This window comes from Bacillus sp. MUM 116 (assembly GCF_001866655.1).
In the GTDB taxonomy this organism is placed as follows: Bacteria; Bacillota; Bacilli; order Bacillales; family Cytobacillaceae; genus Neobacillus.
The window spans coordinates 33,756-58,488 of sequence record NZ_MLYR01000030.1 but is presented as its reverse complement, the minus strand read 5'-3'; the positions used below and the strand labels follow the sequence as shown (position 1 = coordinate 58,488).

At 37.1% G+C, this 24,733-nt stretch carries 29 protein-coding genes; 9 read left to right on the top strand and 20 right to left on the bottom strand.

Annotated elements, in window-relative coordinates:
• Positions 1 to 62 precede the first annotated feature (62 nt).
• From BIV60_RS08770 to BIV60_RS08750, 5 genes are all read right to left on the bottom strand, one after another.
• A complete protein-coding gene (locus tag BIV60_RS08770) occupies positions 63 to 437 on the bottom strand; it encodes a hypothetical protein (RefSeq protein WP_071355350.1) in 375 nt (124 codons plus the stop codon).
• The gene (locus BIV60_RS08765; RefSeq protein WP_071355349.1) at positions 434 to 1,936 is read right to left on the bottom strand and encodes an FTR1 family iron permease; all 1,503 of its coding nucleotides are present in this window, start codon (positions 1,934 to 1,936) and stop codon (positions 434 to 436) included. The genes BIV60_RS08770 and BIV60_RS08765 overlap by 4 nt, the downstream gene beginning before the upstream one ends.
• A 386-nt stretch (positions 1,937 to 2,322) precedes the next feature.
• The gene (locus tag BIV60_RS08760; protein WP_071355348.1) at positions 2,323 to 3,078 is read right to left on the bottom strand and encodes a GTP cyclohydrolase II; all 756 of its coding nucleotides are present in this window, start codon (positions 3,076 to 3,078) and stop codon (positions 2,323 to 2,325) included.
• Between the two features lie 34 nt (positions 3,079 to 3,112).
• Positions 3,113 to 3,820: a DUF421 domain-containing protein gene (locus BIV60_RS08755; protein ID WP_256218354.1), complete on the bottom strand. Its 708-nt coding sequence runs from the start codon at positions 3,818 to 3,820 to the stop codon at positions 3,113 to 3,115.
• A gap of 139 nt (positions 3,821 to 3,959) precedes the next feature.
• Positions 3,960 to 4,271, bottom strand: coding sequence for a hypothetical protein (locus tag BIV60_RS08750; RefSeq protein WP_071355346.1), 312 nt, complete (start codon positions 4,269 to 4,271; stop codon positions 3,960 to 3,962).
• A 252-nt stretch (positions 4,272 to 4,523) separates the two neighbouring features.
• On the opposite strand from BIV60_RS08750, the gene BIV60_RS08745 reads away from it, so the two are divergent.
• From BIV60_RS08745 to dltD, 6 genes are all read left to right on the top strand, one after another.
• Positions 4,524 to 5,546 (top strand): M42 family metallopeptidase, encoded by a 1,023-nt coding sequence (locus tag BIV60_RS08745; RefSeq protein ID WP_177177255.1) that lies wholly within the window; start codon positions 4,524 to 4,526, stop codon positions 5,544 to 5,546.
• A gap of 319 nt (positions 5,547 to 5,865) precedes the next feature.
• Positions 5,866 to 6,015, top strand: a complete 150-nt coding sequence (dltX, locus tag BIV60_RS08740) for a teichoic acid D-Ala incorporation-associated protein DltX (RefSeq protein WP_071355344.1) — start codon at positions 5,866 to 5,868, stop codon at positions 6,013 to 6,015.
• A 15-nt stretch (positions 6,016 to 6,030) separates the two neighbouring features.
• Positions 6,031 to 7,539: a D-alanine--poly(phosphoribitol) ligase subunit DltA gene (dltA, locus tag BIV60_RS08735; RefSeq protein WP_071355343.1), complete on the top strand. Its 1,509-nt coding sequence runs from the start codon at positions 6,031 to 6,033 to the stop codon at positions 7,537 to 7,539.
• Positions 7,536 to 8,693 (top strand): D-alanyl-lipoteichoic acid biosynthesis protein DltB, encoded by a 1,158-nt coding sequence (dltB, locus tag BIV60_RS08730; protein WP_071355342.1) that lies wholly within the window; start codon positions 7,536 to 7,538, stop codon positions 8,691 to 8,693. The genes dltA and dltB overlap by 4 nt, the downstream gene beginning before the upstream one ends.
• A gap of 14 nt (positions 8,694 to 8,707) precedes the next feature.
• Positions 8,708 to 8,944 carry a D-alanine--poly(phosphoribitol) ligase subunit 2 gene (gene dltC, locus BIV60_RS08725; RefSeq protein ID WP_071355341.1) on the top strand — a complete coding sequence of 79 codons (237 nt, stop codon included), beginning with the start codon at positions 8,708 to 8,710 and terminating at the stop codon, positions 8,942 to 8,944.
• Positions 8,941 to 10,137 (top strand): D-alanyl-lipoteichoic acid biosynthesis protein DltD, encoded by a 1,197-nt coding sequence (gene dltD, locus BIV60_RS08720; RefSeq protein WP_071355340.1) that lies wholly within the window; start codon positions 8,941 to 8,943, stop codon positions 10,135 to 10,137. Before dltC ends, dltD begins: the two co-directional genes overlap by 4 nt.
• Before the next feature lie 66 nt (positions 10,138 to 10,203).
• Here dltD and BIV60_RS08715 read toward each other — a convergent pair whose 3' ends face one another.
• Both BIV60_RS08715 and BIV60_RS08710 read right to left on the bottom strand, forming a co-directional pair.
• On the bottom strand, positions 10,204 to 11,349 hold the full coding sequence (locus tag BIV60_RS08715) for an ABC transporter permease (protein WP_071355339.1): 1,146 nt from the start codon (positions 11,347 to 11,349) through the stop codon (positions 10,204 to 10,206).
• Positions 11,350 to 11,369: 20 nt separating this feature from the next.
• Positions 11,370 to 12,290, bottom strand: coding sequence for an ABC transporter ATP-binding protein (locus BIV60_RS08710; RefSeq protein WP_071355338.1), 921 nt, complete (start codon positions 12,288 to 12,290; stop codon positions 11,370 to 11,372).
• A gap of 175 nt (positions 12,291 to 12,465) precedes the next feature.
• Here BIV60_RS08710 and BIV60_RS08705 point away from each other — a divergent pair, with 175 nt between their 5' ends.
• A complete protein-coding gene (locus tag BIV60_RS08705) occupies positions 12,466 to 13,047 on the top strand; it encodes a hypothetical protein (RefSeq protein ID WP_071355337.1) in 582 nt (193 codons plus the stop codon).
• A gap of 74 nt (positions 13,048 to 13,121) precedes the next feature.
• Positions 13,122 to 13,331 carry a twin-arginine translocase TatA/TatE family subunit gene (locus BIV60_RS08700; RefSeq protein WP_071355336.1) on the top strand — a complete coding sequence of 70 codons (210 nt, stop codon included), beginning with the start codon at positions 13,122 to 13,124 and terminating at the stop codon, positions 13,329 to 13,331.
• Between the two features lie 47 nt (positions 13,332 to 13,378).
• On the opposite strand, the gene hmpA (BIV60_RS08695) is transcribed toward BIV60_RS08700, so the two are convergent.
• From hmpA (BIV60_RS08695) to hmpA (BIV60_RS08645), 12 genes are all read right to left on the bottom strand, one after another.
• Complete coding sequence (hmpA, locus tag BIV60_RS08695) at positions 13,379 to 14,671, bottom strand: NO-inducible flavohemoprotein (protein ID WP_083402167.1); 1,293 nt, start codon at positions 14,669 to 14,671, stop codon at positions 13,379 to 13,381.
• A 102-nt stretch (positions 14,672 to 14,773) separates the two neighbouring features.
• Positions 14,774 to 14,899: a hypothetical protein gene (locus BIV60_RS30300; RefSeq protein WP_256218353.1), complete on the bottom strand. Its 126-nt coding sequence runs from the start codon at positions 14,897 to 14,899 to the stop codon at positions 14,774 to 14,776.
• 405 nt (positions 14,900 to 15,304) lie between these two features.
• Positions 15,305 to 15,865 carry a hypothetical protein gene (locus BIV60_RS08690; RefSeq protein WP_071355335.1) on the bottom strand — a complete coding sequence of 187 codons (561 nt, stop codon included), beginning with the start codon at positions 15,863 to 15,865 and terminating at the stop codon, positions 15,305 to 15,307.
• Positions 15,866 to 15,975: 110 nt separating this feature from the next.
• Positions 15,976 to 16,917 carry a phosphotransferase gene (locus BIV60_RS08685; RefSeq protein ID WP_071355334.1) on the bottom strand — a complete coding sequence of 314 codons (942 nt, stop codon included), beginning with the start codon at positions 16,915 to 16,917 and terminating at the stop codon, positions 15,976 to 15,978.
• A gap of 3 nt (positions 16,918 to 16,920) precedes the next feature.
• Positions 16,921 to 17,289 (bottom strand): VOC family protein, encoded by a 369-nt coding sequence (locus BIV60_RS08680; protein WP_071355333.1) that lies wholly within the window; start codon positions 17,287 to 17,289, stop codon positions 16,921 to 16,923.
• A gap of 122 nt (positions 17,290 to 17,411) precedes the next feature.
• The gene (locus BIV60_RS30890) at positions 17,412 to 18,086 is read right to left on the bottom strand and encodes a CAP domain-containing protein (protein WP_371261517.1); all 675 of its coding nucleotides are present in this window, start codon (positions 18,084 to 18,086) and stop codon (positions 17,412 to 17,414) included.
• A 451-nt stretch (positions 18,087 to 18,537) separates the two neighbouring features.
• Positions 18,538 to 19,518, bottom strand: coding sequence for an ABC transporter permease (locus BIV60_RS08670; protein ID WP_071355332.1), 981 nt, complete (start codon positions 19,516 to 19,518; stop codon positions 18,538 to 18,540).
• Entirely contained in the window at positions 19,511 to 20,425 is a 915-nt protein-coding gene (locus tag BIV60_RS08665; RefSeq protein WP_071355331.1) for an ABC transporter ATP-binding protein, read from the bottom strand. The genes BIV60_RS08670 and BIV60_RS08665 overlap by 8 nt, the downstream gene beginning before the upstream one ends.
• 9 nt (positions 20,426 to 20,434) lie before the next feature.
• Positions 20,435 to 21,208, bottom strand: coding sequence for an SGNH/GDSL hydrolase family protein (locus BIV60_RS08660; RefSeq protein WP_177177251.1), 774 nt, complete (start codon positions 21,206 to 21,208; stop codon positions 20,435 to 20,437).
• Positions 21,209 to 21,322: 114 nt separating this feature from the next.
• The gene (locus tag BIV60_RS30290) at positions 21,323 to 21,595 is read right to left on the bottom strand and encodes a phosphatase PAP2 family protein (protein ID WP_071355330.1); all 273 of its coding nucleotides are present in this window, start codon (positions 21,593 to 21,595) and stop codon (positions 21,323 to 21,325) included.
• Between the two features lie 73 nt (positions 21,596 to 21,668).
• Positions 21,669 to 21,992 carry a DedA family protein gene (locus tag BIV60_RS30285; protein ID WP_071355329.1) on the bottom strand — a complete coding sequence of 108 codons (324 nt, stop codon included), beginning with the start codon at positions 21,990 to 21,992 and terminating at the stop codon, positions 21,669 to 21,671.
• 127 nt (positions 21,993 to 22,119) lie between these two features.
• Positions 22,120 to 23,331, bottom strand: coding sequence for an NO-inducible flavohemoprotein (gene hmpA / locus BIV60_RS08645; RefSeq protein WP_071355328.1), 1,212 nt, complete (start codon positions 23,329 to 23,331; stop codon positions 22,120 to 22,122).
• 218 nt (positions 23,332 to 23,549) lie between these two features.
• Here hmpA (BIV60_RS08645) and BIV60_RS08640 point away from each other — a divergent pair, with 218 nt between their 5' ends.
• Entirely contained in the window at positions 23,550 to 24,128 is a 579-nt protein-coding gene (locus tag BIV60_RS08640; protein WP_071355327.1) for a YdcF family protein, read from the top strand.
• A 35-nt stretch (positions 24,129 to 24,163) separates the two neighbouring features.
• On the opposite strand, the gene BIV60_RS08635 is transcribed toward BIV60_RS08640, so the two are convergent.
• The gene (locus BIV60_RS08635; protein WP_071355326.1) at positions 24,164 to 24,724 is read right to left on the bottom strand and encodes a GNAT family N-acetyltransferase; all 561 of its coding nucleotides are present in this window, start codon (positions 24,722 to 24,724) and stop codon (positions 24,164 to 24,166) included.
• Positions 24,725 to 24,733 lie beyond the last annotated feature (9 nt).

The following is a 24,733-nucleotide window of genomic DNA, read 5'->3' as shown; positions in this document are numbered from 1 at the left end:
AAATCTGGGAATTATATTAAAACACCAACTTTTTTCTGATAAAGTTGGTGTTTTTTTATTCATTATTTTGTTTTATTCTCTAATTCTTTTAAGGCATCAGTTAGTTGATCATTTAATTTTCCTAACACCTCTTTATCAATTGCAGCTGCTTCTGAACCAGCAATGGTTGGGTCAAGATATTTTTCGACTTTTTGGTAAAGTTCTTTGTCCTCTTTTTTCACATCATCTTCAAATGTAGCCCAATGATCTTCTAATTTTGGGCCAAGTTCTTTCACTTTTGCCTGATCACCACTTTTAATTGCTTTTGACAGCTGTCCTGTTGTATCCAACATTTTATTTACACCATCAGAAACTTTATTTTCAGTTGAATTACAACCTGCTAATACTAATGCACTTCCAAGACCGATTGCTAAAACCATTGATGTTACTTTTCTCATGATAATTTCCCGCTTTCATTGTTAGTTTTGTTCACCGCAATTAGATTTTTGTTTTTAAACCTTTTTGATAAAAGTATAATTATTGCACCTAGGACAAGAATTATTTGTGGAATTGTACTTTCCCAAGATGGATATAATGCAAAAAAATCAATACTTGGGATGCTTTGAGAATTTGTCGTTGGAACGAATCCTGCTAATTGAAGACTGTGTATCCCCATTCCTGTAAACTTAATACAAAGGTAAAATACAATTATGCTAGAAACCATAAAGAATGGACGAAGTGGTAATTTCAGTCCAACAAATACCATTAAATAGGCTAAGATTCCAAGAATTGCTGCTCCCAGAAGAAAACCTAATAGTAATGCAGAAAGTTTTATTTGGCTTGCCATACCGATATAAAACAATACTGTTTCCGTTCCTTCCCGAAATACTGCAAGAAAGGCAAGTACCCCTAACGAAACAAGTTTACCCGTTGTTAATGCAGTTTGACTTTTTTCACGAATATAACGATTCCAATCAGCGATGTTGGACTGACTGTGAAGCCAATAACTCATATAAAGCAGCATTACTGCCGCAAAAACACCTGTCCATCCAGCGATAAGAGCATTATTATCTCCAAACGCTCCAGATGAGATCACAAATTTTACAATAAGAGCAAGAATCACACTAACGCCCAGACCTGATAATACCCCAGTCCAAATCCATCCTTTTCCCTTTCCCTCAGCAGATTTTTTCACAAAAGACATAAGTGCAATTACGACGAGTAATGCCTCCAAACCTTCACGGATAAGAATCATCGCAGCATCCCAATAAGTATAGCTAGATTTTTCAGCCAAAGGAGTAAGGTATTTTACCATGTTATTAATTGTCTTTTCAGCTTGCTTATAATTAGGTGGATTAGCTGATAACATGGCTTGAATAGTAACTAAATCTCTTTCTGAATCACTGTAAACTTTGGCAGACTGGGCAACCACTACACCCTCTACACTTAACCAGCTGCTTCTTGCCTTTTTGATACTTGCTAGTGCTTCTGTTCGATTTTGCTTATTAACTTCCTTTTTTGTTTCTTGAAGAAGCAGGATAAAATCCTCTAATGAAATATCGTCTTTCTTAAAACCTGATTCTTTCGGGTACCCACCACTAGCAAATTTTTGGTTAACTTCCTTTAACCCATTTAAAGCTTGTAAAACTTGATCCTGTTTCTTAAGGGTAAAGGCATAGACTGCTTGCCCCATATTCGATTCAATATCTCGGTAAGCAGTAGCTGATTCAGCTTTAATTCCTTCTTCAATTTCTCTCCAGGACTTATTAAATTGATCATATGATTTTTTTGCTTTTTCAAGATCTCCTTTAGAAGCAAAATCGATTGCTTGATCAATAGATACTTCAGCCCTCTTTATATCCTCACTGGAATTCCCAGCGGCTGATACTGGATTATGTATTCCAAATCCGAATATTAATAGAAGGATAGATAATTTGAGTAATAGATTTTTGAACATATGGATACCCCTTTAAAGTAATCTAATTGATAATGAATTTCAATTTCACCTATAACTATTGTATTTCCATTGATAACGATTGTCAATTAGAGGTTTTTAATTTTTTTACAATTTAATGCACCGGTAGAATGTTGGAAATCCGTCTGAGATAACTAGAAAAAGAATTGAGGCAGCTAGAGAGGCAGTATTACTCTGAATCATTAAATTTCAGTTTATTTAAGATTCCCTTATATACAAATTTCACGGATTTGTATATAAGGGTTTTTTTGCTGGATAAACTTGAAGGTGAAAGGCATGTTCCCTAAGGTTGATTAATGGATATCATGATAGAAAAATAAATTCCATCTAAAAAACCCACATTTGTATATTAAATCTAAATTTCATTGTTAATCATTCGGACAAGTCCCTTGGTCTTTTATATGACCGGAGCGATTTATTTTCGTTTCCAAGTATTTTTCGTTAAATTCGGAAACATCCCCCCATAATGGTTTTCTTTCCGAAACAGGCAGGCCGGCATTTTTTAACGCATTTAATTTTTTCGGATTATTGGTTATTAAGGTTACCGGTTTCTTTCTTAATGCTTTGAGAACTTGAATGGCATCACTATAGTTTCTTGAATCATCGACAAACCCAAGAGCTTGATTTGCATCTACAGTATCATAGCCATTTTCTTGTAGGATATAGGCCATCGCCTTGCTGAATAAGCCAATTCCACGCCCTTCATGGTTCGCCAAATAAAATAGTGCGCCATTTCCATGGTCGACAATCATTTTCATCGATTGTTTTAATTGGAAGCCACAATCACATCTTTTACTTCCAAAAATATCACCAGTGTGACAAATTGAATGTAATCGAATAATTGCATCATCGGCATACTCAAAATCCCCAAAGACCAAAACACTCGATTGTTGAAATTCAGCTAAGTTAACAGAAGATAATTTTTCAATTATCCTTTCAAAATCCTCTGTTACCTCACTGCAGTTTAACCAGCAATACCACTTAAACACCACGGTTTCTCCAAACAAATTAACTGGAAGACGAATAGGTCCGACTAAGTATAGGGCCCCTTTTTCCGTTTTAATCAATTGAATTTTATTTTCTAAAATTGAAAGAGCTTTTGAGTCTAATTTGGTTTGTTTCATCAATAATCCCCCTTTTGTAGTTCGTTTACTGAATTTAATTATCTTCCCCAGGCTTGTAGAAATATGGATCATTTTTATGGTGCTTTACTTCATTATTATCTATAAATAACTTTCCATTGTCTAAAAAAGTGGCCAGAATGATATTTTCTACTTTTTCACCTATCTTTTTAACCTCGTTCATAAGCCAATCTTGATCCAGCTTTAGATATTTTAAATTATGATAAATGATTTGACCATCCATAATAAGTGGAATCGGGATGTATTCTCTCTTCACCGTTATATTTAAATCATTCGTCTGAACGGGTCGGTATTTTGATTTAGGAATAACACTTATGCTTCCTGTTTCTTCCATGACAGCAAGAGCAATATTTCGTGTATCTGTATATCCTTGAACTCTTAAGTGCGACAATAGTTCATTAACCGGCATTCGCACCTTTTTTAGCCCTTTTCGATCAATATCACCATTTCGAATCAACACAGTAGGACTTTCATTTAAAATCCATCTTAATTTATTATGTAACGATAACCGGGTAAAAATTTTATAAAAAAAGGCTGTTATGACACCATAAATAATCGCTTTTCCCAGATGACTGTCCTCTACTGGCGTACTGATGATATTGGTAAGCACAAAGATATACAATAAATCGAAAGTATGCATTTGGGAGACTGCCTTTTTTCCTGTCACCCTTAATAATACATATCCTGCAAATAAAACAATTAAGATACGAAAAATAGTTTCCAACTCAATCTCCCCTATAAATCAAAAACGCCTATTTGAATTATTCCCTTAAACCGCCGTAAAAAACTGGTATAAAAATAAAATGCGTGCGAGTTTTTCTCGTACGCATTTCTTTAATCTTACTATAGTTTCATATCTATTATTATTTCCAATTATTATAATCGACCTTGCCTCCTGTTACATCAATCGTATTGCGCTCCCCTTTATAATATTTTTTCCCATCTTTTTCGATAATTAAATTTTCATACGTATACAGCTTTTGACCATTTGGAAGCTGGATGACAACCTTTTTCCCGTAATCCTCAGCCGGTGCCTCAATGCGAATCGTGCTAAAATATAAATAACGAAAGACAAAAAAACCTACAGTTAAAATGATACAAGCAAGAATGAAAAAGAGTGGACCTTTTCGTGAAGATTGCTTCGGTTTGGCATGATATAGTTCTAATCTGGTCATTTTTCTCCCTCCGCCAGTTTGTAAATCGCTAATTTTAAATTTCCCCTTACTTTAAAAATTGTTCCAGTTATACCCAATTTTTCTCTGTTTTATCCTAAAAAACAAAAATTCATTACTGTTAACCTATGCAGGAAGCTAAAAAAAGTTGCCGGAAATACGATTTTTGTTATCTCAAAATTAATTAGTTGTATAATAAAAAAGAATGATTTTGAAAGGAGAATCGCCTTGTCATATGCAAATACAGAAGAAACAATGAAATTAATTACTGAACTTGTTTCGATTCCAAGTCCGTCTGGAAATACCCATGATGTTATTACATTTGTCGAACATTTCCTCTCTGAGTTAAAGGTGGAAACAAAAAGAAATCGTAAAGGCGGATTGATTGCGACCATTCCGGGGAAAGATGCAAACCGTCACCGAATGTTAACGGCTCATGTCGATACGCTTGGAGCAATGGTGAAAGAAATTAAAGCAAACGGCAGACTGCGAATCGACCTAATTGGCGGATTCAAGTACAATTCCATCGAAGGCGAATACTGTCAGATTGAAACGAGCAACGGAAAAAAATACACCGGTACCATCTTGATGCATCAAACATCGGTGCATGTTTATAAGGATGCAGGTAAGCTTGAGCGCAATCAGGAGAACATGGAAGTTCGTATTGATGAAAAAGTACATAATGCAGAAGATATTCGTGCCCTTGGAATCGAAGTCGGGGATTTTGTTTCCTTTGACCCACGAGTCGAAATCACTCCAAGCGGTTTTATTAAATCGAGGCATTTAGATGATAAGGCAAGTGTCGGAATTCTCCTGCAATTAATTAAGCAAATAAAAAACGAAAATATCAGCTTGCCATACACGACCCATTTCCTTATTTCCAATAACGAAGAAATCGGCTATGGCGGCAATTCTAATATCACACCGGAAACCGTGGAATATTTAGCCGTTGATATGGGGGCAATGGGTGATGGCCAATCTACCGATGAATACACCGTATCTATTTGTGTGAAGGATGCCAGTGGTCCTTATCATTATGAACTGAGAAAAAATTTAGTCCGCCTTGCTGAAGAAAATAAAATTTCCTACAGGCTTGATATATACCCATACTATGGATCCGATGCCTCAGCAGCGATTCGTGCCGGGCATGACATTGTCCATGGTTTAGTCGGTCCCGGGATCGATTCGTCCCATGCATTTGAACGGACCCATCAATCATCGATTGAAGCAACGGCAAAGCTCTTATACCACTATGTACAATCAAAATTGGTTCAATAGGAAACTTATTGGAAAAGTATGGGTTGCAAAAAAAGTACTAAAGAATTAAAATAAATTAGCCGGTGCGAAATTGCGCCGGCTATTTCAATGTTTTTATAGATGCATAATAAAAAATTAATAGTGCTCTCATTTAATTTTAATGCAAGAAAATACGATGGGGATTATGATTAAAACGTCAATCAAATCAGAACCTATCGACGAAATAGGGCCAATATTTACAAAAACATTCTTAAACAAAACGCTTTATTTTTTTTAAAAAAATTCATTTCAGATCTAAGCCGTTCACATTATTGACAAATACAAACGCGGGGTAAATAGTATGATTGATAAATTAAAAGATTTTTTTTATCGTGGAAAGGTACGGTGGGTCAGCAACTTTATTTATTACCTGATCATCCTTCTTTTACTGTTTTTCATGTACGGATTCAATGATTCAAGTGCCGGATCGTATATTTACAATGACTTTTAATGCGGGGGTAACTCTATGAAATTATTATCAACTATCAAACAATTTGCAGAAACAGAGCCTACTGCACTTGCTTTTGTCTCACAAAATCAAGAAATCAGCTATGGTGAACTTTGGAGAAAAGCGGAGCAAACTGCCTCTTATATATTAAAATTGGCACTTAAGCCGTTATCGCCAATTTTAATTTATGGGCACATGGAACCAGAAATGCTCGTTGCTTTTTTAGGGAGTGTAACGGCTGGCCATCCATATATTCCGGTGGATACTTCCATTCCGATGGATAGGGTCGGAAAAATAATCGAGAGTTCAAAAACAAAACTCGTGATCAATGTATCGAATGAGCCTCTATTGATTGGAGATCCATCCGTTCAGGTTGTAAACTTAAGTGAAATCAGAAATGATTCTTTTTTGCCAGTTACTTTGGACTCTTGGGTAAACGAAGATGAAACTTTTTATATTATTTATACGTCTGGAAGTACGGGAAATCCGAAAGGTGTACAAATTTCCGCTGATAACCTGCAAAGCTTTGTAGATTGGATGGAAGTGGACTTCCCTATCAATGGCGGGCTACGCTTTTTAAATCAAGCACCGTTTTCATTTGATCTTTCCGTAATGGACCTTTACCCTGCATTAGCAAGCGGAGGGACAATTTGGGCAATTACAAAGGAAATGATTGCAAGACCGAAAATATTATTTGAAGAATTAAAAAGATCGAACACCAATGTGTGGACGTCAACACCTTCATTTGCTCAGATGTGTTTAATGGATCCTTCCTTTAATCAAGAACTGCTTCCAGAATTATCGGTATTTCTTTTCTGTGGTGAAATTCTGCCTGTTTCCGTCTGTGAGCAGTTGAAGGATCGGTTTCCGAATGCGAAAATTTTTAATACGTATGGCCCGACAGAAGCAACGGTTGCGGTAACTTCTGTTGAGGTGACTGATGCAATTTTAAAGGAATATCAAACCCTTCCAGTAGGAAAAGCAAAGGGTGATTCGCAAATTCTTTTACTGGATGAAAATGGACAGCCGGTTTCAGAAGGTGAAAAAGGCGAAATCATTATTGTGGGACCAAGTGTCAGCAAAGGTTACTTAGGACTTAAGGAACAAACAGAAAAGGCCTTTTTCACTTATAATGGCCAGCAGGCTTACCGTACAGGTGATGCTGGATATATGATACAGGGACAGCTTTTTTATAAAGGTCGAATGGATTTCCAAATCAAATTGCATGGCTATCGAATGGAGCTTGAAGAAATCGAATATCATATTGCAAAATCTAAATATGTAAAAACTGCGGTTGTTGTTCCTATCTATCAAAACGATAAGATTGATTACTTATCCGTTCTGATTATTCCGGAACGACACAACTTTGAAAAAGAATATCAACTGACCGGTGCAATTAAAAAAGAACTAGGGGAAGTACTTCCAGCCTATATGATTCCAAGGAAGTTCTCCTATCATGAAGAACTTCCGATCACTCCAAACGGAAAAGTCGATCGAAAACAAATTCGTGAAAAGGTATTGCTATGACACCATATGGTTCATTTACATTCTTTTTCATCCTAGCTATTTTATTAGCACCAACGGTCATTCTTGGGCTGCAAGGGAAGAGATTTCAAACCTATAATATGATTGTCTCTGCCGTTGCCCTAGCCATTATTTTTTCTTCTAAGCTTCCTAGTTTCATAGCTTTAATTGTTTTCACTATCTGGCAGGTCCTTTTAATCAAAGGGTATATTGCCTATCGAAAAAAGGCGAACAGCGGCTTGGTTTTTACTTTCGCGGTGATTGCTTCGATTTTGCCGTTAATACTAGCCAAGTTCTTGCCTTTTTTTTCACCGATTAATTGGGCAACCTTTTTAGGAATTTCTTATTTAACCTTTAAATCAACACAAATGATTATGGAAACAAGGGACGGGTTAATTAAACAAACAATCCCGCTCCATCGACTGCTTTATTTCATTCTGTTTTTCCCGACGATTTCTTCCGGTCCAATTGACCGCTACCGCCGGTTTGATAAAGACCTGAAACAGGAATTAACAGGCGAAGAATATAAGATGCTATTGTATAACGGCATTAATAAAATCTTCCAAGGTTTTTTATATAAATATATTATTGGTTATTCGATTAATCACTTTTTCCTCGCCAATTTGAGATTTATCGCAACCAATCATTTCGAGAGTCAGCTTTATTATATGTATGGTTATAGCTTCTACTTATTTTTCGATTTTGCCGGATATAGCGCGTTCGCAATCGGCGTTAGCTATATTATGGGTGTTAAATCACCGGAAAACTTCAACTTGCCTTTTATCAGCCGGAATATGAAGGATTTCTGGGATCGCTGGCATATGAGTCTTTCCTTCTGGTTTAGGGATTATGTTTATATGCGGTTTGTTTTTTGGATGACGAAAAAGAAATGGATTAAAAATCGAAATATAACTTCCAACCTTGGCTATGTTTTACTATTCCTGCTTATGGGATTTTGGCATGGACTTGCGATACAATATATTGTATATGGAATTTATCACGCACTATTAATGGTCGGCTACAATATGTTTGAACAATGGAATAAAAAGCATAAATGGTGGCCGAAAAATAATTTTACACGGGTTTTTAGTATTCTGCTAACCTTCCATGCAGTTTGCTTTGGTTTTTATATTTTCTCAGGACATTATATTCATTAAGGAGTTTGATTAAGATGGAATTTAGAGAACAAGTGATTGAGTTATTAGCTGAAATTTGCCAGGATGATGCAGTAAAGGAAAATCCGGATATTAACTTATTTGATTCTGCTCTCCTTGATTCATTTGGAACGGTAGAATTACTCGTTCAAGTCGAAGAGCGCTTCGATATTACCGTGCCAATTACCGAATTTGACCGTGATACTTGGAATACACCAAACAACATTGCAATGCAATTGGCTGATATGAGATGAAAAAGCCCATTTTTATGCCGCTTATACTAGCCTTTATTGTTCTAATTGTGCTAGTAATAATTCCAAATAAATGGATTGAAAGTCTGATTCCAAAAAACAGGATCAGCGAAGCGGCAACACAATTAAATCCCTTCATGTTTCAAGGTAAATATGTGCAAGGGATAATGCTTGAAGATCCCAAGTATCTGCCAATTTACGGTTCATCAGAGCTTGCAAGGCTGGATCGCTTCCACCCTTCCAATTACTTTCAAGTAGCCAATGATGGGTTTACCCCCTTTTTAGTTGGGCGGGGAGGCTCAGAATCATTGATTCATTTTTTAAATTTTTCCGAACATCTCGGAGAGCTAAAGGGAAAAAAAATCGTTTTTGTCTTATCTCCCCAATGGTTTAACCCTAATGGAGCCGACGAATCGCATTTTGTTCCGAACTATTCTTCGCTGCAAGGATATGATTTTGCTTTTAATAATACACTCAATCCTGAAGTAAAGAAAAAAGCTATCAAGCGTTTATTGACTTATTCATCTGTAAAAGATGATCCAATGCTTTCTACGCTTTATAAATCGGAAATTTCCAATAATCCATGGACAAAGGAAGAAGCAACTCTTGTTCGTCCATTTGCACTTGCTTATAGAAGTTTACTAGAAAAGAAGGATTTATATTACACATTTGCAGGCGGTACGAAACGGGGCCGGGATATCAGTCCAACTCTTCGACATAAAACATGGCACCAGCTTGAGCTTGAAGCGGAGCAATATGGAGCAGTACGGGCAACAAATAATCATTTTTATATTGTGAATTCGCAGTATAATAATATCAAAAGCTTCTTACCTTCTTTAAAAAATAAAAACATTCATGGTTCCTATGGAAAGTCGAAAGAATATGGTGACTTCCAGCTTGTACTTGATGTATTAAAACAAGCAGGTGCCAAACCGTTATTCATCTCGGTACCGGTCAACGGACATTATTATGATTATACCGGTTTTCCAAAAAAGGGCCGGACCGATTATTATCATAGAATTAAGAAGCAAATTGAGGCGGAAGGATTTCAGGTTGCTGATTTTTCCGGGCATGAATATGATCCATATTTCATGAAGGATACAATTCATATTGGTTGGAAGGGCTGGGTTTACACTGATCGGGCTATCAAACAATTTTATAATGGGAATGATAAAAAACTTGTACGGTTGAACTAATGATAAAAACGCTTGGATTTGACAAATCCAAGCGTTTTTTTTGCCTCTCTTTTTAAAATACTCATTTCAATTTATCGCAGACGTAAAGAATTTTTTAAACCGTAAACTAGCAATCACTAAACCTATTAATCCAAATCCTAGAAGGATGAGGACAGGTACCCAGATATCTTCCAAATGGGCCCCGCGGATCATGACATTCTGCATCCCCTGCTGTGCCCAATACTGTGGAGTGAATTTCCCGACAATCTGGGCAAATCTTGGCAGGAAATCATATGGAAACCACAAACCTCCGGCGATCGCCCCACCCATCGTAATAATTTGCACAAAAGCAACTCCTTGGTTTTCACTACGGACAAATACTGATAACAAAAGCCCTAAACCGGTCGCACAAACCGCCAGACTGATGACAATCAAAATAATCGAAAGAACGTCTCCTATATTCAAGTCATACACCACTTTTCCAAACACTAATAAAACAGTGGATTGTGTTAAAACGACCAAAATATTCGGTACCCACATGCCAATCAAATAGTGATAGGATTTCATTGGAGTACTCCTGAGACGAGATAGCATACCAGACTCTTTGTCTTTAATAAAATTCCTAACCATCGTGATCATAATAAAGAAGACAAACATCACGGTATATCCCGGAACTACCTGAGTAATCATATTCAATTTGGTAGCATTTTCTTTGACTTCTTTTAATTTAACGGGAGGGGTTAAAGTCTCCTTTGCCTGGTCTGCATTTTGCCCTAATGTTTGGAGAGTTTTTGAGAGTTTTGCTTCTCTAAACGATGATGCCATATTTTCAAGTACAGCCTTTATTGGTGCCACGGCCGAATCCGCTGTTGCATCGCGGTATAGCTGGATATCTGCCGGCTTATTTGCCATTAGATTTTCTTCATAACCTTTTGGGATCACCAAAAGAGATGTAGACTTGCCATCTTTTATTTCTTTAATTTGCTCATTTAAGCTTTTCGTTGAATCCTTTTTTAATTCAAAACCGGGAATTTGATTTAATTGCTTTAGGAACACTTTGGACATTTGTGAATGGTCTTGGTCATAGTAGGAAACCGTGATTTTATCTGTAGTGTTTCCGAATATTGATGCAAAAATAACGATAAAAAAGATTGGCAGCAAGAACAACCAAAAAAATGTCCCTTTTTCCTTCAAGGTTACTTGGATTTCTTTACGGATAATACTTTTAATCATCGACCAATTCTCCTTTTCCATTAATCCCTGAGGGTAGTTCCTGTTAAAGTAAGAAAAACACTTTCGAGTGAGGGTTTCATCATTTCTAATGCCTTTACTTTGGTCCCCATCTCCGTTACTGTTTGAATGGTTTTTTCCATTGAAAATAATACCTCATCCGTTTCAAGCAGCCACCCTTTCTTATGTTCACTGACCTTTGTGACTCCTATGATTACAGGCGGCACTTGCTGATCTTCTAACTCAAGATAAATCGCTTTTGTTGCATATAAATGAAGCAATTCATCTAAATTCCCTTGGACAATCACCTTTCCATGATCAATGATGGCAATATCATCACAAAGGGCCTCAACCTCTTCCATATAATGCGTGGAATAAATGATGGTAACCCCTTCATTTCTTAATGTCTTAATAATTTCAAAAATATGATTGCGTGATTGTGGATCAATACCAACGGTAGGTTCATCAAGAATAATCAATTTCGGTTTATGAAGCATCGCTGCAGCAATATTAATCCTGCGTTTCATTCCTCCTGAATACGTGTGAATAGCGTCATTCCCCCGTTCACTAAGTCCCACCTGTTCAAACACTTCGGCAATTCTTTCTTTTAATAGCTTCCCTCTCACCCCGTACATTTCTCCGAAAAAAACAAGATTATTATATGCCGAAATTTTTTCGTATAGGGTAATTTCCTGCGGAACGTAACCAATAAGACTGCGGATTGAATCAGCAGATTTCCGGATATCCTGCCCAAACACATCCACATCCCCTGAATCAGCTTCAATAATACCGGTAATAATTTTCATAGTGGTGGATTTACCTGCACCGTTTGGTCCAAGCAAACCGAAACAGCTTCCTTCCTTTACTGAAAAAGAAACATCCATTAGCGCTGTTTTAGCTCCATATTTTTTGACCAAGTTATTTACATTTAGGGACCTCTCCATATCTCTCCTCCAAAATAATCCATTTTTTACAACCTTTATATTATACTTTTCTAGGAAAATTGGAATACCTAAGATGGAAAAAATACAAATTTAATTATTTTCTAATAATTAAGGGTAAATTAAGAAATAATTAATATTTTTCCATTAAGATAAATGGGTACAAATTTTTGAGGTGGTGTTTCCCATTAGCCAGTCAAAAGAAACTGGGATTTTGTCCCGATATATTGCGAATCCTAAAGAACGAAGAATGGTTTTACTCACTTTTATAGCAGCAGTGATTTTAATTTTATTTGGCGTATTGTACGTTGCCCTTTCGTATCAGACCTTAATGCTGCAAGATTCCCGGCATTATAAGGAAAATTTTAAACAATTAGGCTCCATATCCCGAATTGGCTTTTTTGCAGTAATAGCTATTTATCCTGTCTTTTTATTATTAAAATGGAAAAAAATTAAGGGAATCAGCCTTGGAGATATTCAATTAAAAACAATCCTGCAGTTTGTTGGCAAATGGGTACGAAAGTGGCATGTCCCGGTTGCCTTAATTTCTTCCGCTATAGCCCTCCTGCACGGATATTTAGCCATTATTAGAGGGTTTAAACTTGATTTTACCCATCTTACCGGAATAGTAACGACCGTTATTTTGTTTCTCCTTATGTTTTTAGGATTAAAACGATATAAACGGATGGATAAACAGTGGCACTTAAAATTGGGCATTGTGTTTTTAGTCTTATTCATGATTCATGCAACCTTTTCCTAATGTACTGTACAATCTAAGATAAACCGTTATAATGAAGGTAGATTGATATAACCATCTACGCTAGGGGTGTTACCATGTTATCAAATATTGGAGTACCAGGATTAATTCTAATCTTAGTTGTTGCCTTAGTCATTTTCGGGCCGAATAAACTTCCGGAAATTGGACGTGCTTTTGGAAAATCGATTCGTGAATTTAAAAAAGCAACTGAGGGTATTGCTGATGATATAAAAGAAGAAATTAAAGAGGACATTAAAGAAGCTAAGCAAATCGATTTAAAAAAATAAACGTATAAATGCAAGATGATTATGGTTCATCTTGCATTTTTGTTTTTTTAAAATTCGTCCAGGTTTCCAAAGGAGCCAAAGAACTCATAATGGATATGTTCTTCAGGCACATTCCAATTTTTTAACGATTGATTCACTACTTTCATAAATGGAGACGGTCCGCAAAAATAAAAATCCGCTTCATTAGAGGGTAATACACTTTGCAGACATTCCAGTGTATAAAACCCTTCCTTATCGTAGTCCTTCATTTCCTTATCCGATTCTGTTGGTTTTTCATAAATAACAAAAGATTTAACATTTTTATTTTCAGCAGCAAGGTCATGAACATGGTTTTTAAAGGCATGGAAATTGCTGTTAATCGCTGCATGAATATAATAAACGGTTCGATTCGGATTTTCATTAACCGTTGTATTCAGCATACACATCATCGGCGTTAATCCCACCCCGCCACTAATTAAAACTAATGGAAGGTTGGACTCCTTATTTAAGTAAAAATCCCCGGCAGGAGCTGAAATCGGGATTATATCACCTTCGTTGATATGATTGTGTAAGTAGGTAGATACCACTCCATCCGGAATGCCTTCTTTCCTTGAATCCTCACGTTTTACACTAATTCGGTAATAGTCTAATCCAGGTCTGTCCGATAAACTATATTGCCTGAGGTGAGTATATTGTTCCCCACTCATTTTATCCATTTTAACTGTAATGTATTGACCAGGAATAAATTTTGCGATTTGATTTCCATCTTTTGGTTTTAAATAGAAGGATGTAATGACATCACTTTCCTTTACTTTTCGGTCAACTACAAAATCACGGAATCCTGCCCAGCCTCCAGGCAGTGATTCGGTTGTTTTATACATTTTGTCTTCCATACGTATAAACACATCTGAAATGACCCCATAGGCATCCGCCCATGCATTCATGATATCATCTGTTGCGGCATCTCCAAGGACTTCTTTAATGGCCCCCAACAGGTTTTCTCCGACAATCGGATAGTGCTCCGGCTTGATTTGTAAGCTGCGATGCTTCTCACCGATTCTCTCTAGTACTGGCATGATTTGACTAAAATCTTCTATATTTGCGGCGGCACCATAAACAGCATCGGCCAATGCTTTTGGCTGGTGGCCGGTGATCTGATGTGTCATGTTAAATATATTTTTTAGTTCAGGGTGTTGTTTAAACATTCGCTTATAAAATTGCTTTGTAATCGCTTCTCCGTGTTCTTTTACAACCGGCAGGGTCGCTTTAATAATTTCTAATTTTTGGGGATCAAGCGCTTTAACGCTTTTAACGACATCTTTCCATGATTGTTTTGCTTCTAATGTATTGTTTAGGCTCATAAAAATTCCTCCTTCAGAAAAAGTATCTCCTGTTTTCAGAGAATGCATGAAGGAAGGTTTTTCAAAAAACATCCCCTAAAAGTTAAGGAGATGTTTTGGTGATTATCTTCTTGATTTATCTGCAAAGGCTTGAAATTGGTTCATAAGCTTTTGCCGGGATTTTTTATTTCTTAGTAGGTAAGCAGCACCAAGGGCGGCAGTTGTCATCATTAAATTTTTTCGGTTCATTTTTATTCCTCCTCGTAGACAAGCCTTTATTAATATATGTTCCCTCTTATTACTGATTTTAAAAGTGGTAATCATAATTTACTATTTCGAAAAACTAAACATTTATAGTTCAGAAAAATGATCGTATTCTAAAAATACTAATATTTTAATTTTCAGTTTTTTAATTGTAGGTGATTAAAATGTATTTTCACTTTGCCGTGGCAGTGCTTTGCTGGGGTTATTCAAAAGGCCGTCCAGGCTACATGTGAATTAATTGTGTATTATAAAGATCATATTTTGGTGAATGTCGAAGAATTGGATGATTGAAAACCAAACCTGTTGAGGAGTTGGTTTTATCGAATTAGCTTTTTTATTCATTAAAAAAATAACGCTCATCCCACACGGAATGAGCGTCCTTACCCAAAATTATTTTGACATTAAATCCTTTAACATTTTGTTATGAGCTGTATATTGCTCGAGCAGTTGATTTAAGTATTTCTTTGCATTTTCACTGTTTTTTTCTGCAACCGCTTTTTCCAACTCATGGTAGGTTTGCCAATGGCTCATGTCTTTGCCGTCGTGAACTTTTTTGAGAAATTCCTCTTTGGTTATTTTTCCTTCATCATACTGCTTGCGATATTTCTTTATTTTCTCCATGCGCTCTTTTTTCCATTGCTCGCGCTTCGATGCATTTTGCGGGCTTAACCACTTCATCATCAACACTTTTTTCTCCGAGAACATTTTCGTCCATTCTTTCTTTTTCTCAGGCGTGTACTGGCTCACCCAAGCTAAGATCTTACCCTCTCTCGCAGCCATTTTAGCTTTCCAGTCTCCGTGCATTAAATGGTGACGATCTTCGCCATTATTACAGCAATTTTCCTTATGAGATTCGCTGCCATCATGGTTAACTGGAGTATGATTGTGTGCTGAAGCCAGATTCGGCAAGGTTAAGAATAATCCAAGAAATAATACGATGAGTTTCCTCATAAAAATCTCCTTCCATTAGTAAAATCATCCATTTTAAAATTGGCATGAATTTATCATGCCCTCTCACATAAAAAATATTCCATAAAAAAAATCCCTCCAACAAGGAGAGACTATTTAAGTGGAAACAAAATTCTAGCAAGTTCATCAATACTTTTAGCTTGTTTCGCCAGTACACTTTGTGACGCAAAAAAAGATAAATCACTGAAACGGTGTAGAATCGCATAAGACATTAACTTTTTTTGCAAATAGTCGTTAAGTCCAGGATAACCATAAGAATCAAGAAATGCGTAAATGAGTGGTTGATTGCTGTTAAACATAAAAAGAATTGGTCCAAGGAGATCATAATCAGCATCCCCTAAAAAACAATCAGCAAAATCAATCACTCCGTTAAGCTTCCACTTTCCATCAACTTGATTCATTAGAAGGTTATAAGGAGTGTATTCTCCGGTTAAGAGCGTTTTCTTAGGATTTTTTTCTAAGTAAAATTCCTCAACATAAAGCTCCAATTCTTTAAGAAAAGACTCATCTAAACCTAAACTTTGATGATAAGCCTTCATATTCCGAAATTGATGTTCGATAAATTCACGCCAATTATTCGGTAAAGTTTTTTCTAAACCATTAAGCGGAATCCGATGAAATTCCTTAATGGTTTTTGCAAGATCCTTGCTTAGATTTATTTTTTCGTCGAATGAGAGCTCATACCAAATATCGATTAATAGTTCGCCTTCTACCAAAGTCATGATTATAAAACTCCAGCCTTCAAACGAACCATGATGGATCAAGCGAGGAGTCTCGACTATTTTTACCTTTTCCTGAATAGCCTCTAAAACCGCAAGTTCGCGTATAAATTGGTCATTCAAGTGGTCAGGAAATAATTTAATAACCAATTTGTCATCACAGTTATAAACAATATTTGCCCCATAGGAATATCGTTTTAAACAAGTAAAATTCTTTCCCCATTGGGTCAGGATTCCAATCATTTTTTCATTCCAAAATTCTTGATTTTCTTTCATATCCTCATATTGAGAATATGTTAATTCTGATAAATACATTTTTTACATCCATTCCATAAATTCCATACGGTTTCCAAATGGATCATGTACATGAATCCTGTTCGCTCCAGGCAGATTGTCATCCTCCGTAAATGGAACATTATTTTTTTCCAAATGAGCTTTTAATTCCTCAATATTTTCAATAACAAATGCGGGATGTGCTTTTTTCGCTGGTATAAAGGGTTCCTCCACACCAATATGAAGTTGGAAGGTGCCAAATTCAAACCAAATGCCGCCGCGTTTCTTTAATTCTTCAGGTTTCTCTACTTCCCTCAAACCAAGGATTCCGCTAAAAAATTCTCGGGCAACTTCTTCACACCTTTTTGGTGCAGCAAGTTGGACATGATCGATTTTTTTAAATATGAACGACATTTTTATCCCTCCGAAACAAAATTATGGGTGCACAATATTATTTTACAAAATTTTTAAAATTCCTTCAATTTTAACTCAAAAATAAAGAGCTATTCCTCAAAGAGGAATAGCTCTCACATTCATTATTTACCAATAAACTCCTGTGTCCAATAGTTACCTTTAGAGTTAAAACCAACTCCGATGTTCGTAAAGATGGGACTTAAAATATTTTTCCGATGGCCTTCACTGTTCATCCAGGAATTTACGACCTCTTGTGCTGTAGGCTGCCCCATAGCAATATTTTCGCCGGCGGATTTATAGGTTACACCAAAGTCCCGCATCATATCAAACGGCGAACCATAGGTTGGGCTTGTATGGGAAAAATAATGTTTAGCTTCCATGTCGTTCGATTTCGTCTGTGCAACTTTATTTAATAAAGCATCAGCTGTTAACGCTGGAAGTCCATTTTTCTTTCTTTCCGCATTCGTCAAATCTATGACTTGTTGTGACATTTTGCTAATCCCAGCCGGTGCCTGTGCAGTTGGCTGCTGTGCAGGAGGTGTTGTCGTTTTAGGTGTTGTTCGGTTTACAGTACCCTGATTTCCCGTGTTAGGATTAGTAACAACACCATTGTTACCTGCTTTTGGCATGTTTAAATTGGCTTTCCCTGCATTCGGGTCCGAACTATAGTACCAGAAATTCCCTTGCTGTACCCGTTTACTATGCGGAAACTTATGACTCGGTGTATCTGTACTAAAGGAGTTCGGGTCGATGGTAATAAACCCATTTTTGTTTCCGTTAATTTCAGTGGTAGACATCATGATCCCATTTTCAGTAATCGCATTATCCCAATTATTAGCGTTGTCTCGGGCATTCCAATTATAATCACGGGTTGTCACGTTCGGATTGGTTAAATCCCCTGTCGAAACATTACGAGGGTTTAATAAACCACCAGGATGATTCGCCATATCATTTCGGTCATTCCACGTCCGATTATCGTTAGTAATCGGATTATTTACTCTTGTTAAATCCCTATTTAATACGTTGCGATCATTAAGATCATTAGTTGAAACATTTCGATGATTTAGAGCTGTATCATTATTTACATTTGCCTTATTAGTGGAACATGCTGCTAATGATGCAATCGCTAATGATGCAACAACCAATTTTGTCTTTTTAAAACCCATCTTCACATACCCCCTTAGATTTTAGAAGATACGTTTATTATTTTTTCCGCAACGGGAAAAAGTATTGATGGGAAATTCCATGTTAATACACATCTTTTTTCATAAAAACAAAAAATGATACAAAAATGGCTGCCATCCACCAAATGAGGAGAACTAGTAAAGAAAAGGAAAGTGTCATTCCTTCAATCGGCGGGGCCATCCCCCTTAAATAGTCAGTTAATCGCAAATTGACCATAAAAAAGTATTTTGCTGACTGCCAGGATGAAACCATATTATTTAATATCGCACCGGAAATAAGAGCGGCAAGCATAATTCCCATCCCTGCCGCCGTACTGCGAATTAAAACGGACAACATAAAAGATAATGTTCCGACCACGATGGCCACAAACCATACCAATCCAAAATCCATTAATAAAAATTGCCAAAGCTTTAACATTTTAACGGAGGTTGTGTTAAGCCCCAACTCATTGACATTAAATCCCGTCAGAATCGGTGTTCCCCATCCTTTATAACCAAAGACAAGACCTGAAATCAAATAGGATAAAACTCCAGCAATGGCAATGATTAAGGAAACTGCCAGACATAAAGTAATATATTTGCTTAAAAGGATTTTCCACCGTTTAACCGGCCTCGTTAACAGCAATTTAATTGACCCGAGACTATACTCTGATGAAACTAGGTCACTGGCAATAACCATGACCATGAGCGGAATAAATAAATCAATCGAGTTTTCCAAAAACATTCGAATGAAGGTTGGCGCCCCCGGTGCAGATGGGTTAATATCATGATCAAGGTAATATTGTTCCTGCTGCAAGGTGATTTGCAGCTGTTTTTTCCACTCTTCCGAAATTCGGCTGCTGCTTAACCGGTTGGTTGTATCCACAATTTGCTGCTGTAAAATCGTTCGCCAGTCACTTGTTCCCAATTTTTCTCTTTGGGTCTGAACTTGTTTGTACTGTGCATATGTAAATAAAATAACAAGGACACCGATAATCAAGGCAATGACCACAATCCGCCTTTTTGCAATTACCTTCATCATTTCGTTTTGGATCAATTTATTCAATCGAATCACCCCCGGTAAGTTCGAGGAATAAGTCTTCAAGGACAGGCATTCTTCTGGTCATTTCTATGACAAAAATACCTGATTCGACCAATATTCGATTCCATTCTGGTGTCAGATGCTCATCAAATTCAGTTAAAATGGTGCCATCTTCATTTTCTTCAATTGTCGTTAGTCCGCTCAAGATTTCTTTCCCTTTTTCAAATGGATGAAAACTCCATAAAACTCTTTCACGATTGGCCAGTAAATCATGGACGGTATCAATTTTTATAATAGAGCCTTTTGAGATAATCGCCACACGGTCACATAATTGCTGAATTTCACTTAATAAATGACTTGATACAAGGACGGTAAGGCCTTCATCCATAGCTAAAAATCGGATAAATTCACGCATCTCTCTAATTCCAGCCGGGTCCAAGCCATTTGTTGGTTCATCAAGAATCAACACTTTCGGTCTGCCTAAAAGGGCTTGGGCTATTCCAAGGCGCTGCCTCATTCCAAGTGAATAGGTTTTTACCTTATCATGAATTCGATCACTTAAGCCGACGAGCCTAGTCACCTCTTGAATCCGGTTTTCTTCGATTCCTTCAAGCATTCGCGAAAAATGAAGCAAATTATCATATCCGGATAAATAGGGATATAGTTCAGGATTTTCAACGATACAGCCGAGGTTTCCCATCGCTTCTTGAAAAGAGTTTTCTATATTAAATCCACAAATTTTGATGGAACCAGATGTGGGTTTAATTAAGCCGACCAGCATGCGGATGGTGGTTGTTTTTCCAGCGCCATTCGGTCCTAAGAAGCCAAAAACTTCTCCTTCTTTTAAATCAAAGGTCAACCCTTTAATGATTTCTTTTTTTCCAATTATCTTCTTCAAATTCTGTACGGATAATGTAATATTACCCATCATTATCACTCCCTACCAAGTAAGCAAGGCAGCAACACGTTCTGCAATTAAACGGTACCCCTTCGCATTTGGATGAAACTTATCTGAGTATAGATAGTCATTCACCTTTAATTCAAACAAATCAAATGTAGGTACAAAAACAATTTTTGGATAGGCCGCGCTGATTTCAGCGCTATCATAATTCCAGTGGCGAATCACCTTGGACATTTCTTTTCCAGGAGCAAATTCTATAAAAGGATTATATAATCCAATAAAAAATACATTAGCCGTGCTATTCGCTTTACGTATTTGCCCAAAAATATATTTTAAATTATCCAGGTATTTTTTTTCGATGGCTGCAATATTCCCCGATTGAAAATCCATTAGGCCCTGTCCGCCTCGAAATAAATCATTACCGCCGATGGTCAATAAAATGATATCCGCTTTTTGAATTTGCCTTTGTACCTCTGTCTGCTGAACTTGTTTCCTTAGCCCATCGGAGCGCTGGCCCATGATCCCAAGGTTCGTGAGTTGCACTGGTTTCTTTGTTTTTTTCTTTATTTCATCCAGTAAATCACCAACATAACCTTTTCCGGATTCATCCCCGGTCCCTCTCGTAAGCGAATCTCCAAGTGCAACAATCGTTAATCCTTTTGCATTTTCCGCTTTTTTCGTTACCGTTGCCTTCGGGATTTTATCTGGTTTACCGGCATAATACTCCCCTACAGCCCAGCCAAGCCCAACCAGCCAGAGAAGGCAGAACAAGACCGATATCACAGTAATTGAACGGATAATATTTTTATTCAAATTTTTCATCCTTTCTGGCATTTTCTACCTACATTTAACCATAAAAGGCCGAGGATTCAAACTTTTTGGATTCTGCTAAAAAGACTGAATCACGTTACAGTGAATCAGTCTTTTCTAAACCCGAATACGAGACTTCTTTTTCGAAGAATCAATGGTTGTAAGCAAGCGGAATATTTCCAGCAGCATCGTTATTAAACCAAGCCATACACCGCCAAATACATAGCCTGCCGCTATTTGACTAGGATCCTGGACTTGGAAATAAATCCGGCTAATGCCGATAAACAAAAGAACCAAAACCCAAAGGATAACGAGAAGGGTATGGACCCGGATGTATTTACTGTGACGCAGCATGATAAAAAAGAAAAAGCCATAAATCACAAAGGCCATTAATGCGGCAGCCGGGTAATACCTGAAAAATAGCCGGTAATATGTCGGACTCCCGGGATAAATAAAGCTACAATTAACAATTTATTACCGTATTTTTTAAACCATATCGAGGTTGATTGGAGCCTTTCCGGCCCAAGATGAACTTTTGAGCCGTATTTTCAAAAAACGGCATTCCAAGCTTAGAGCCAATCCAGTAGGCAATCATCAGCCCTACTAAACACCCAAGAGAGGCAGAGAGCACACTGCCAAACCAGTTCAGCTGCCCTTTATAGGCTAAAAACCCGGCATATCCCATCAGTGCTTCAATGGGTATCGGTAGGGCCATGATTCCAAAAATTATTGAGAGAAAAAGAACCAGATATCCGTAATCGTTCATGAAACTGGTTAAATATTGCAAACCATGCACCCTCCTCCCTTAATGCTATAGTGGTATTTTATCCATACATACTCAATATAGTAATCTTTTCCCTTAAATCAGCAGAAAAAAACCGATTCCGTAAACGAAAATCGGTTTTTTAAAATGATTATACTAAGCTTCCTTTTGGTCCAAAGAATTCAAAATGGATATTTTCTTCACTTACACCAAGGTCTCTTAAGGAACGGTATACGGATTTCATAAATGATACTGGTCCACAGAAATAGAATTCTGCATCTTTGTAGGAGACATTATCTTCAATCCAATCACGAGTTACATAGCCTTCGACATCAAAGCTATGATTTTGACGGTCCTCTTCTGTTGGTGAATCGTAGAAGAAGAAGGAATTCACTTGTTCAAGGGCGGTAAGTGCCTCAACCTCGTTTCTCAAAGCATGGACATTTCCGTTTGCTGCCGCATGAATGAAGGTAACCTTGCGTTCAGGCTGCATTTCTACGACTGTCTTCAACATACTCAACATTGGTGTAATTCCCACACCGCCGCTTAATAAAGCAATTGGAGTATTTTTTGTTGTATCCAATACGAAATCTCCTGCAGGTGCACTTACTTTTAGTACATCTCCTTCTTTGATACTGTCATGGAGATAATTAGAAACCATTCCGTCTGGGTTCGAAGTGCCCGCTTCCCGTTTCACACTGATGCGGTAATATTCTTTTCCAGGTGCATCGGAAAGGCTGTACTGGCGAATATGGGTAAATTTTTCTCCATCGATTTCAAGTTTGATGCTGATGTACTGACCTGGCATAAACTGTGCAATTGCCTTTTTGTCCTCTGAAACTAAATAGAATGATGTGATGACATCACTTTCTACAATTTTCCGGTCGACAACGAATTTGCGGAAGCCGTCCCAGCCGCCTTTTTGGTTAGCTGCTTCATCGTACATTTCCGCTTCCACACTGATGAAAGCATCGGCAATGACACCATATGCTTTTGCCCATGCGTCGATAATTTCGTCTGTCGCTGCGTCACCTAAAACATCTTTAATCGCTAATAAAAGATGTTTGCCTACAATTGGATAATGCTCAGCTTTGATACCGAGGCTGCGATGCTTATGAGCGATTTGTTGGACAACTGGTAAAATCGCTTCAAGATTATCAATATACATGGCTGCCGCATAAACAGCACTGGCAAGGGCTCTCTGCTGTCTTCCTTGCTTTTGGTTTGCATGGTTAAAGATATTTAACAGTTCAGGATGGTTTCCAAACATTAATTGGTAGAAACGAGTTGTAATTTGTTCTCCGTGTTTTTCTAAAACAGGTACAGTTGATTTCACAATATCAATCGTTTTTTGGTCTAACATTTTGAACACTCCTTACGTTTTATGCATTTCTTTATTTCCATTGTGATTATATGAAAAATTTCATATTGATAATGTGATTTGAATCACACACCTTGAGTTCAAAAGTGTCAAAAAATCGAACTTAGCATTTTCCTGTTTCCAAAAATGGAAATTTCTTATAAAATATAAGGAACATAGACTTGGATTTTTACCAAAAAATAGAGGAAACAGAGTGAAAAATGAAGAAAAAATTTTTTATTTTTTTTAGTATTTTTTTTATCGCTTTTGTCATTTATGTTGGAATTTTGCATATTAAGATTGTTAAATCCAGTAATTCTCAAGTTCCAAGGAACGCAGATTATGTTCTTATTCTTGGCGCAAGGGTGAAAGGAACCGTACCATCTCTTGCATTAAAATGCCGAATTCAAACCGCCGCTGCATATTTATTAAAAAATAAAAACACCGTTGCCATTGCTTCCGGGGGGATTGGTTCTGGGGAAAAAATATCGGAAGCGGAAGCGATCAAAAGAGGTTTAATTGCAAGAGGAATTGAAGAATCCCGAATTATCTTAGAAAATCAATCCACAACTACACAAGAAAATATTCAGTTTTCTAAAAAACGCATCCCCAAAGGTGCAAAAACCGGAATCCTTGTGACAAATAATTTTCATGTATACCGTGCACTCGGGATGGCCCATGACCAGAAACTTAACGTTTATGGACTACCAGCCAAAACACCTGCAAAAGCTATTTTGAAATCTTATACACGTGAATATTTGGCGATTACGAAATACTATTTGGAGAAGTATGTTTTTTAAAGAAAAAGGAGCATCTGCGTAGATGCTCTTTTTGTTTATTTAAATTTTGCAAAAACGCAAGTATCCCTTAGCTCCATTCCATCACCGGAAAGGCCATCATTTTTTAAAATTCCTTCTAGGGTAAAACCCAATTTTTCAGGGATGGCCCGGCTCCTCGTGTTTTTTGTATCACAGCGGATTTCCACCCGTTTTGCCTGAAGCTCGGTAAATGCAAATTCGGAAATTCCTTGAACTGCTTCGGTGATGTAGCCTTTCCCACTGTATCGGGTATCAATCCAATAACCAATTTCAAATTTGGGTACGGACCAATTGATTCGATGTAATCCGGATGATCCGATAAATGTACCTGCTTTTTTATCGAAAAGATGGAGCCTTAAATCCTCTCGAGTTAAAAATTTGGCATGCGCATCCCGGATATTTACTTCGACCTCATCTTCGGATTGATTTTTGTGTGCCCATGGCATCCAAGGCTTTAGTTCATTGATTGAGGCCTGGGTTGCCTCGTAAACGAATTTTCCATCTCCAGGGAGCGACTTTCGGATGAGCAATCTTTCTGTATAAAATTCTTCAGGAAAATCTAGTAGTATTGGATTCATTTTGATGTC

Excerpts from the sequence above, each read along its gene's own strand:
- BIV60_RS08680 (WP_071355333.1), bottom strand. The coding sequence starts at position 17,289 with ATGTCGTTCATATTTAAAAAAATCGATCATGTCCAACTTGCTGCACCA.
- BIV60_RS08770 (WP_071355350.1), bottom strand. The coding sequence starts at position 437 with ATGAGAAAAGTAACATCAATGGTTTTAGCAATCGGTCTTGGAAGTGCA.
- BIV60_RS08750 (WP_071355346.1), bottom strand. The coding sequence starts at position 4,271 with ATGACCAGATTAGAACTATATCATGCCAAACCGAAGCAATCTTCACGA.
- BIV60_RS08760 (WP_071355348.1), bottom strand. The coding sequence starts at position 3,078 with ATGAAACAAACCAAATTAGACTCAAAAGCTCTTTCAATTTTAGAAAAT.
- BIV60_RS30890 (WP_371261517.1), bottom strand. The coding sequence starts at position 18,086 with ATGTCTACCACTGAAATTAACGGAAACAAAAATGGGTTTATTACCATC.
- dltA (WP_071355343.1), top strand. The coding sequence starts at position 6,031 with ATGAAATTATTATCAACTATCAAACAATTTGCAGAAACAGAGCCTACT.
- BIV60_RS30300 (WP_256218353.1), bottom strand. The coding sequence starts at position 14,899 with ATGAACCGAAAAAATTTAATGATGACAACTGCCGCCCTTGGTGCTGCT.
- BIV60_RS08765 (WP_071355349.1), bottom strand. The coding sequence starts at position 1,936 with ATGTTCAAAAATCTATTACTCAAATTATCTATCCTTCTATTAATATTC.
- BIV60_RS08745 (WP_177177255.1), top strand. The coding sequence starts at position 4,524 with ATGAAATTAATTACTGAACTTGTTTCGATTCCAAGTCCGTCTGGAAAT.
- BIV60_RS08710 (WP_071355338.1), bottom strand. The coding sequence starts at position 12,290 with ATGGAGAGGTCCCTAAATGTAAATAACTTGGTCAAAAAATATGGAGCT.
- dltX (WP_071355344.1), top strand. The coding sequence starts at position 5,866 with ATGATTGATAAATTAAAAGATTTTTTTTATCGTGGAAAGGTACGGTGG.
- BIV60_RS30290 (WP_071355330.1), bottom strand. The coding sequence starts at position 21,595 with ATGGCCTTTGTGATTTATGGCTTTTTCTTTTTTATCATGCTGCGTCAC.
- BIV60_RS08635 (WP_071355326.1), bottom strand. The coding sequence starts at position 24,724 with ATGAATCCAATACTACTAGATTTTCCTGAAGAATTTTATACAGAAAGA.
- BIV60_RS08640 (WP_071355327.1), top strand. The coding sequence starts at position 23,550 with ATGAAGAAAAAATTTTTTATTTTTTTTAGTATTTTTTTTATCGCTTTT.
- BIV60_RS08665 (WP_071355331.1), bottom strand. The coding sequence starts at position 20,425 with ATGATGGGTAATATTACATTATCCGTACAGAATTTGAAGAAGATAATT.
- BIV60_RS08700 (WP_071355336.1), top strand. The coding sequence starts at position 13,122 with ATGTTATCAAATATTGGAGTACCAGGATTAATTCTAATCTTAGTTGTT.
- dltD (WP_071355340.1), top strand. The coding sequence starts at position 8,941 with ATGAAAAAGCCCATTTTTATGCCGCTTATACTAGCCTTTATTGTTCTA.
- BIV60_RS08715 (WP_071355339.1), bottom strand. The coding sequence starts at position 11,349 with ATGATTAAAAGTATTATCCGTAAAGAAATCCAAGTAACCTTGAAGGAA.
- dltC (WP_071355341.1), top strand. The coding sequence starts at position 8,708 with ATGGAATTTAGAGAACAAGTGATTGAGTTATTAGCTGAAATTTGCCAG.
- BIV60_RS08690 (WP_071355335.1), bottom strand. The coding sequence starts at position 15,865 with ATGAGGAAACTCATCGTATTATTTCTTGGATTATTCTTAACCTTGCCG.
- hmpA (WP_071355328.1), bottom strand. The coding sequence starts at position 23,331 with ATGTTAGACCAAAAAACGATTGATATTGTGAAATCAACTGTACCTGTT.
- BIV60_RS08685 (WP_071355334.1), bottom strand. The coding sequence starts at position 16,917 with ATGTATTTATCAGAATTAACATATTCTCAATATGAGGATATGAAAGAA.
- dltB (WP_071355342.1), top strand. The coding sequence starts at position 7,536 with ATGACACCATATGGTTCATTTACATTCTTTTTCATCCTAGCTATTTTA.
- hmpA (WP_083402167.1), bottom strand. The coding sequence starts at position 14,671 with ATGAGCCTAAACAATACATTAGAAGCAAAACAATCATGGAAAGATGTC.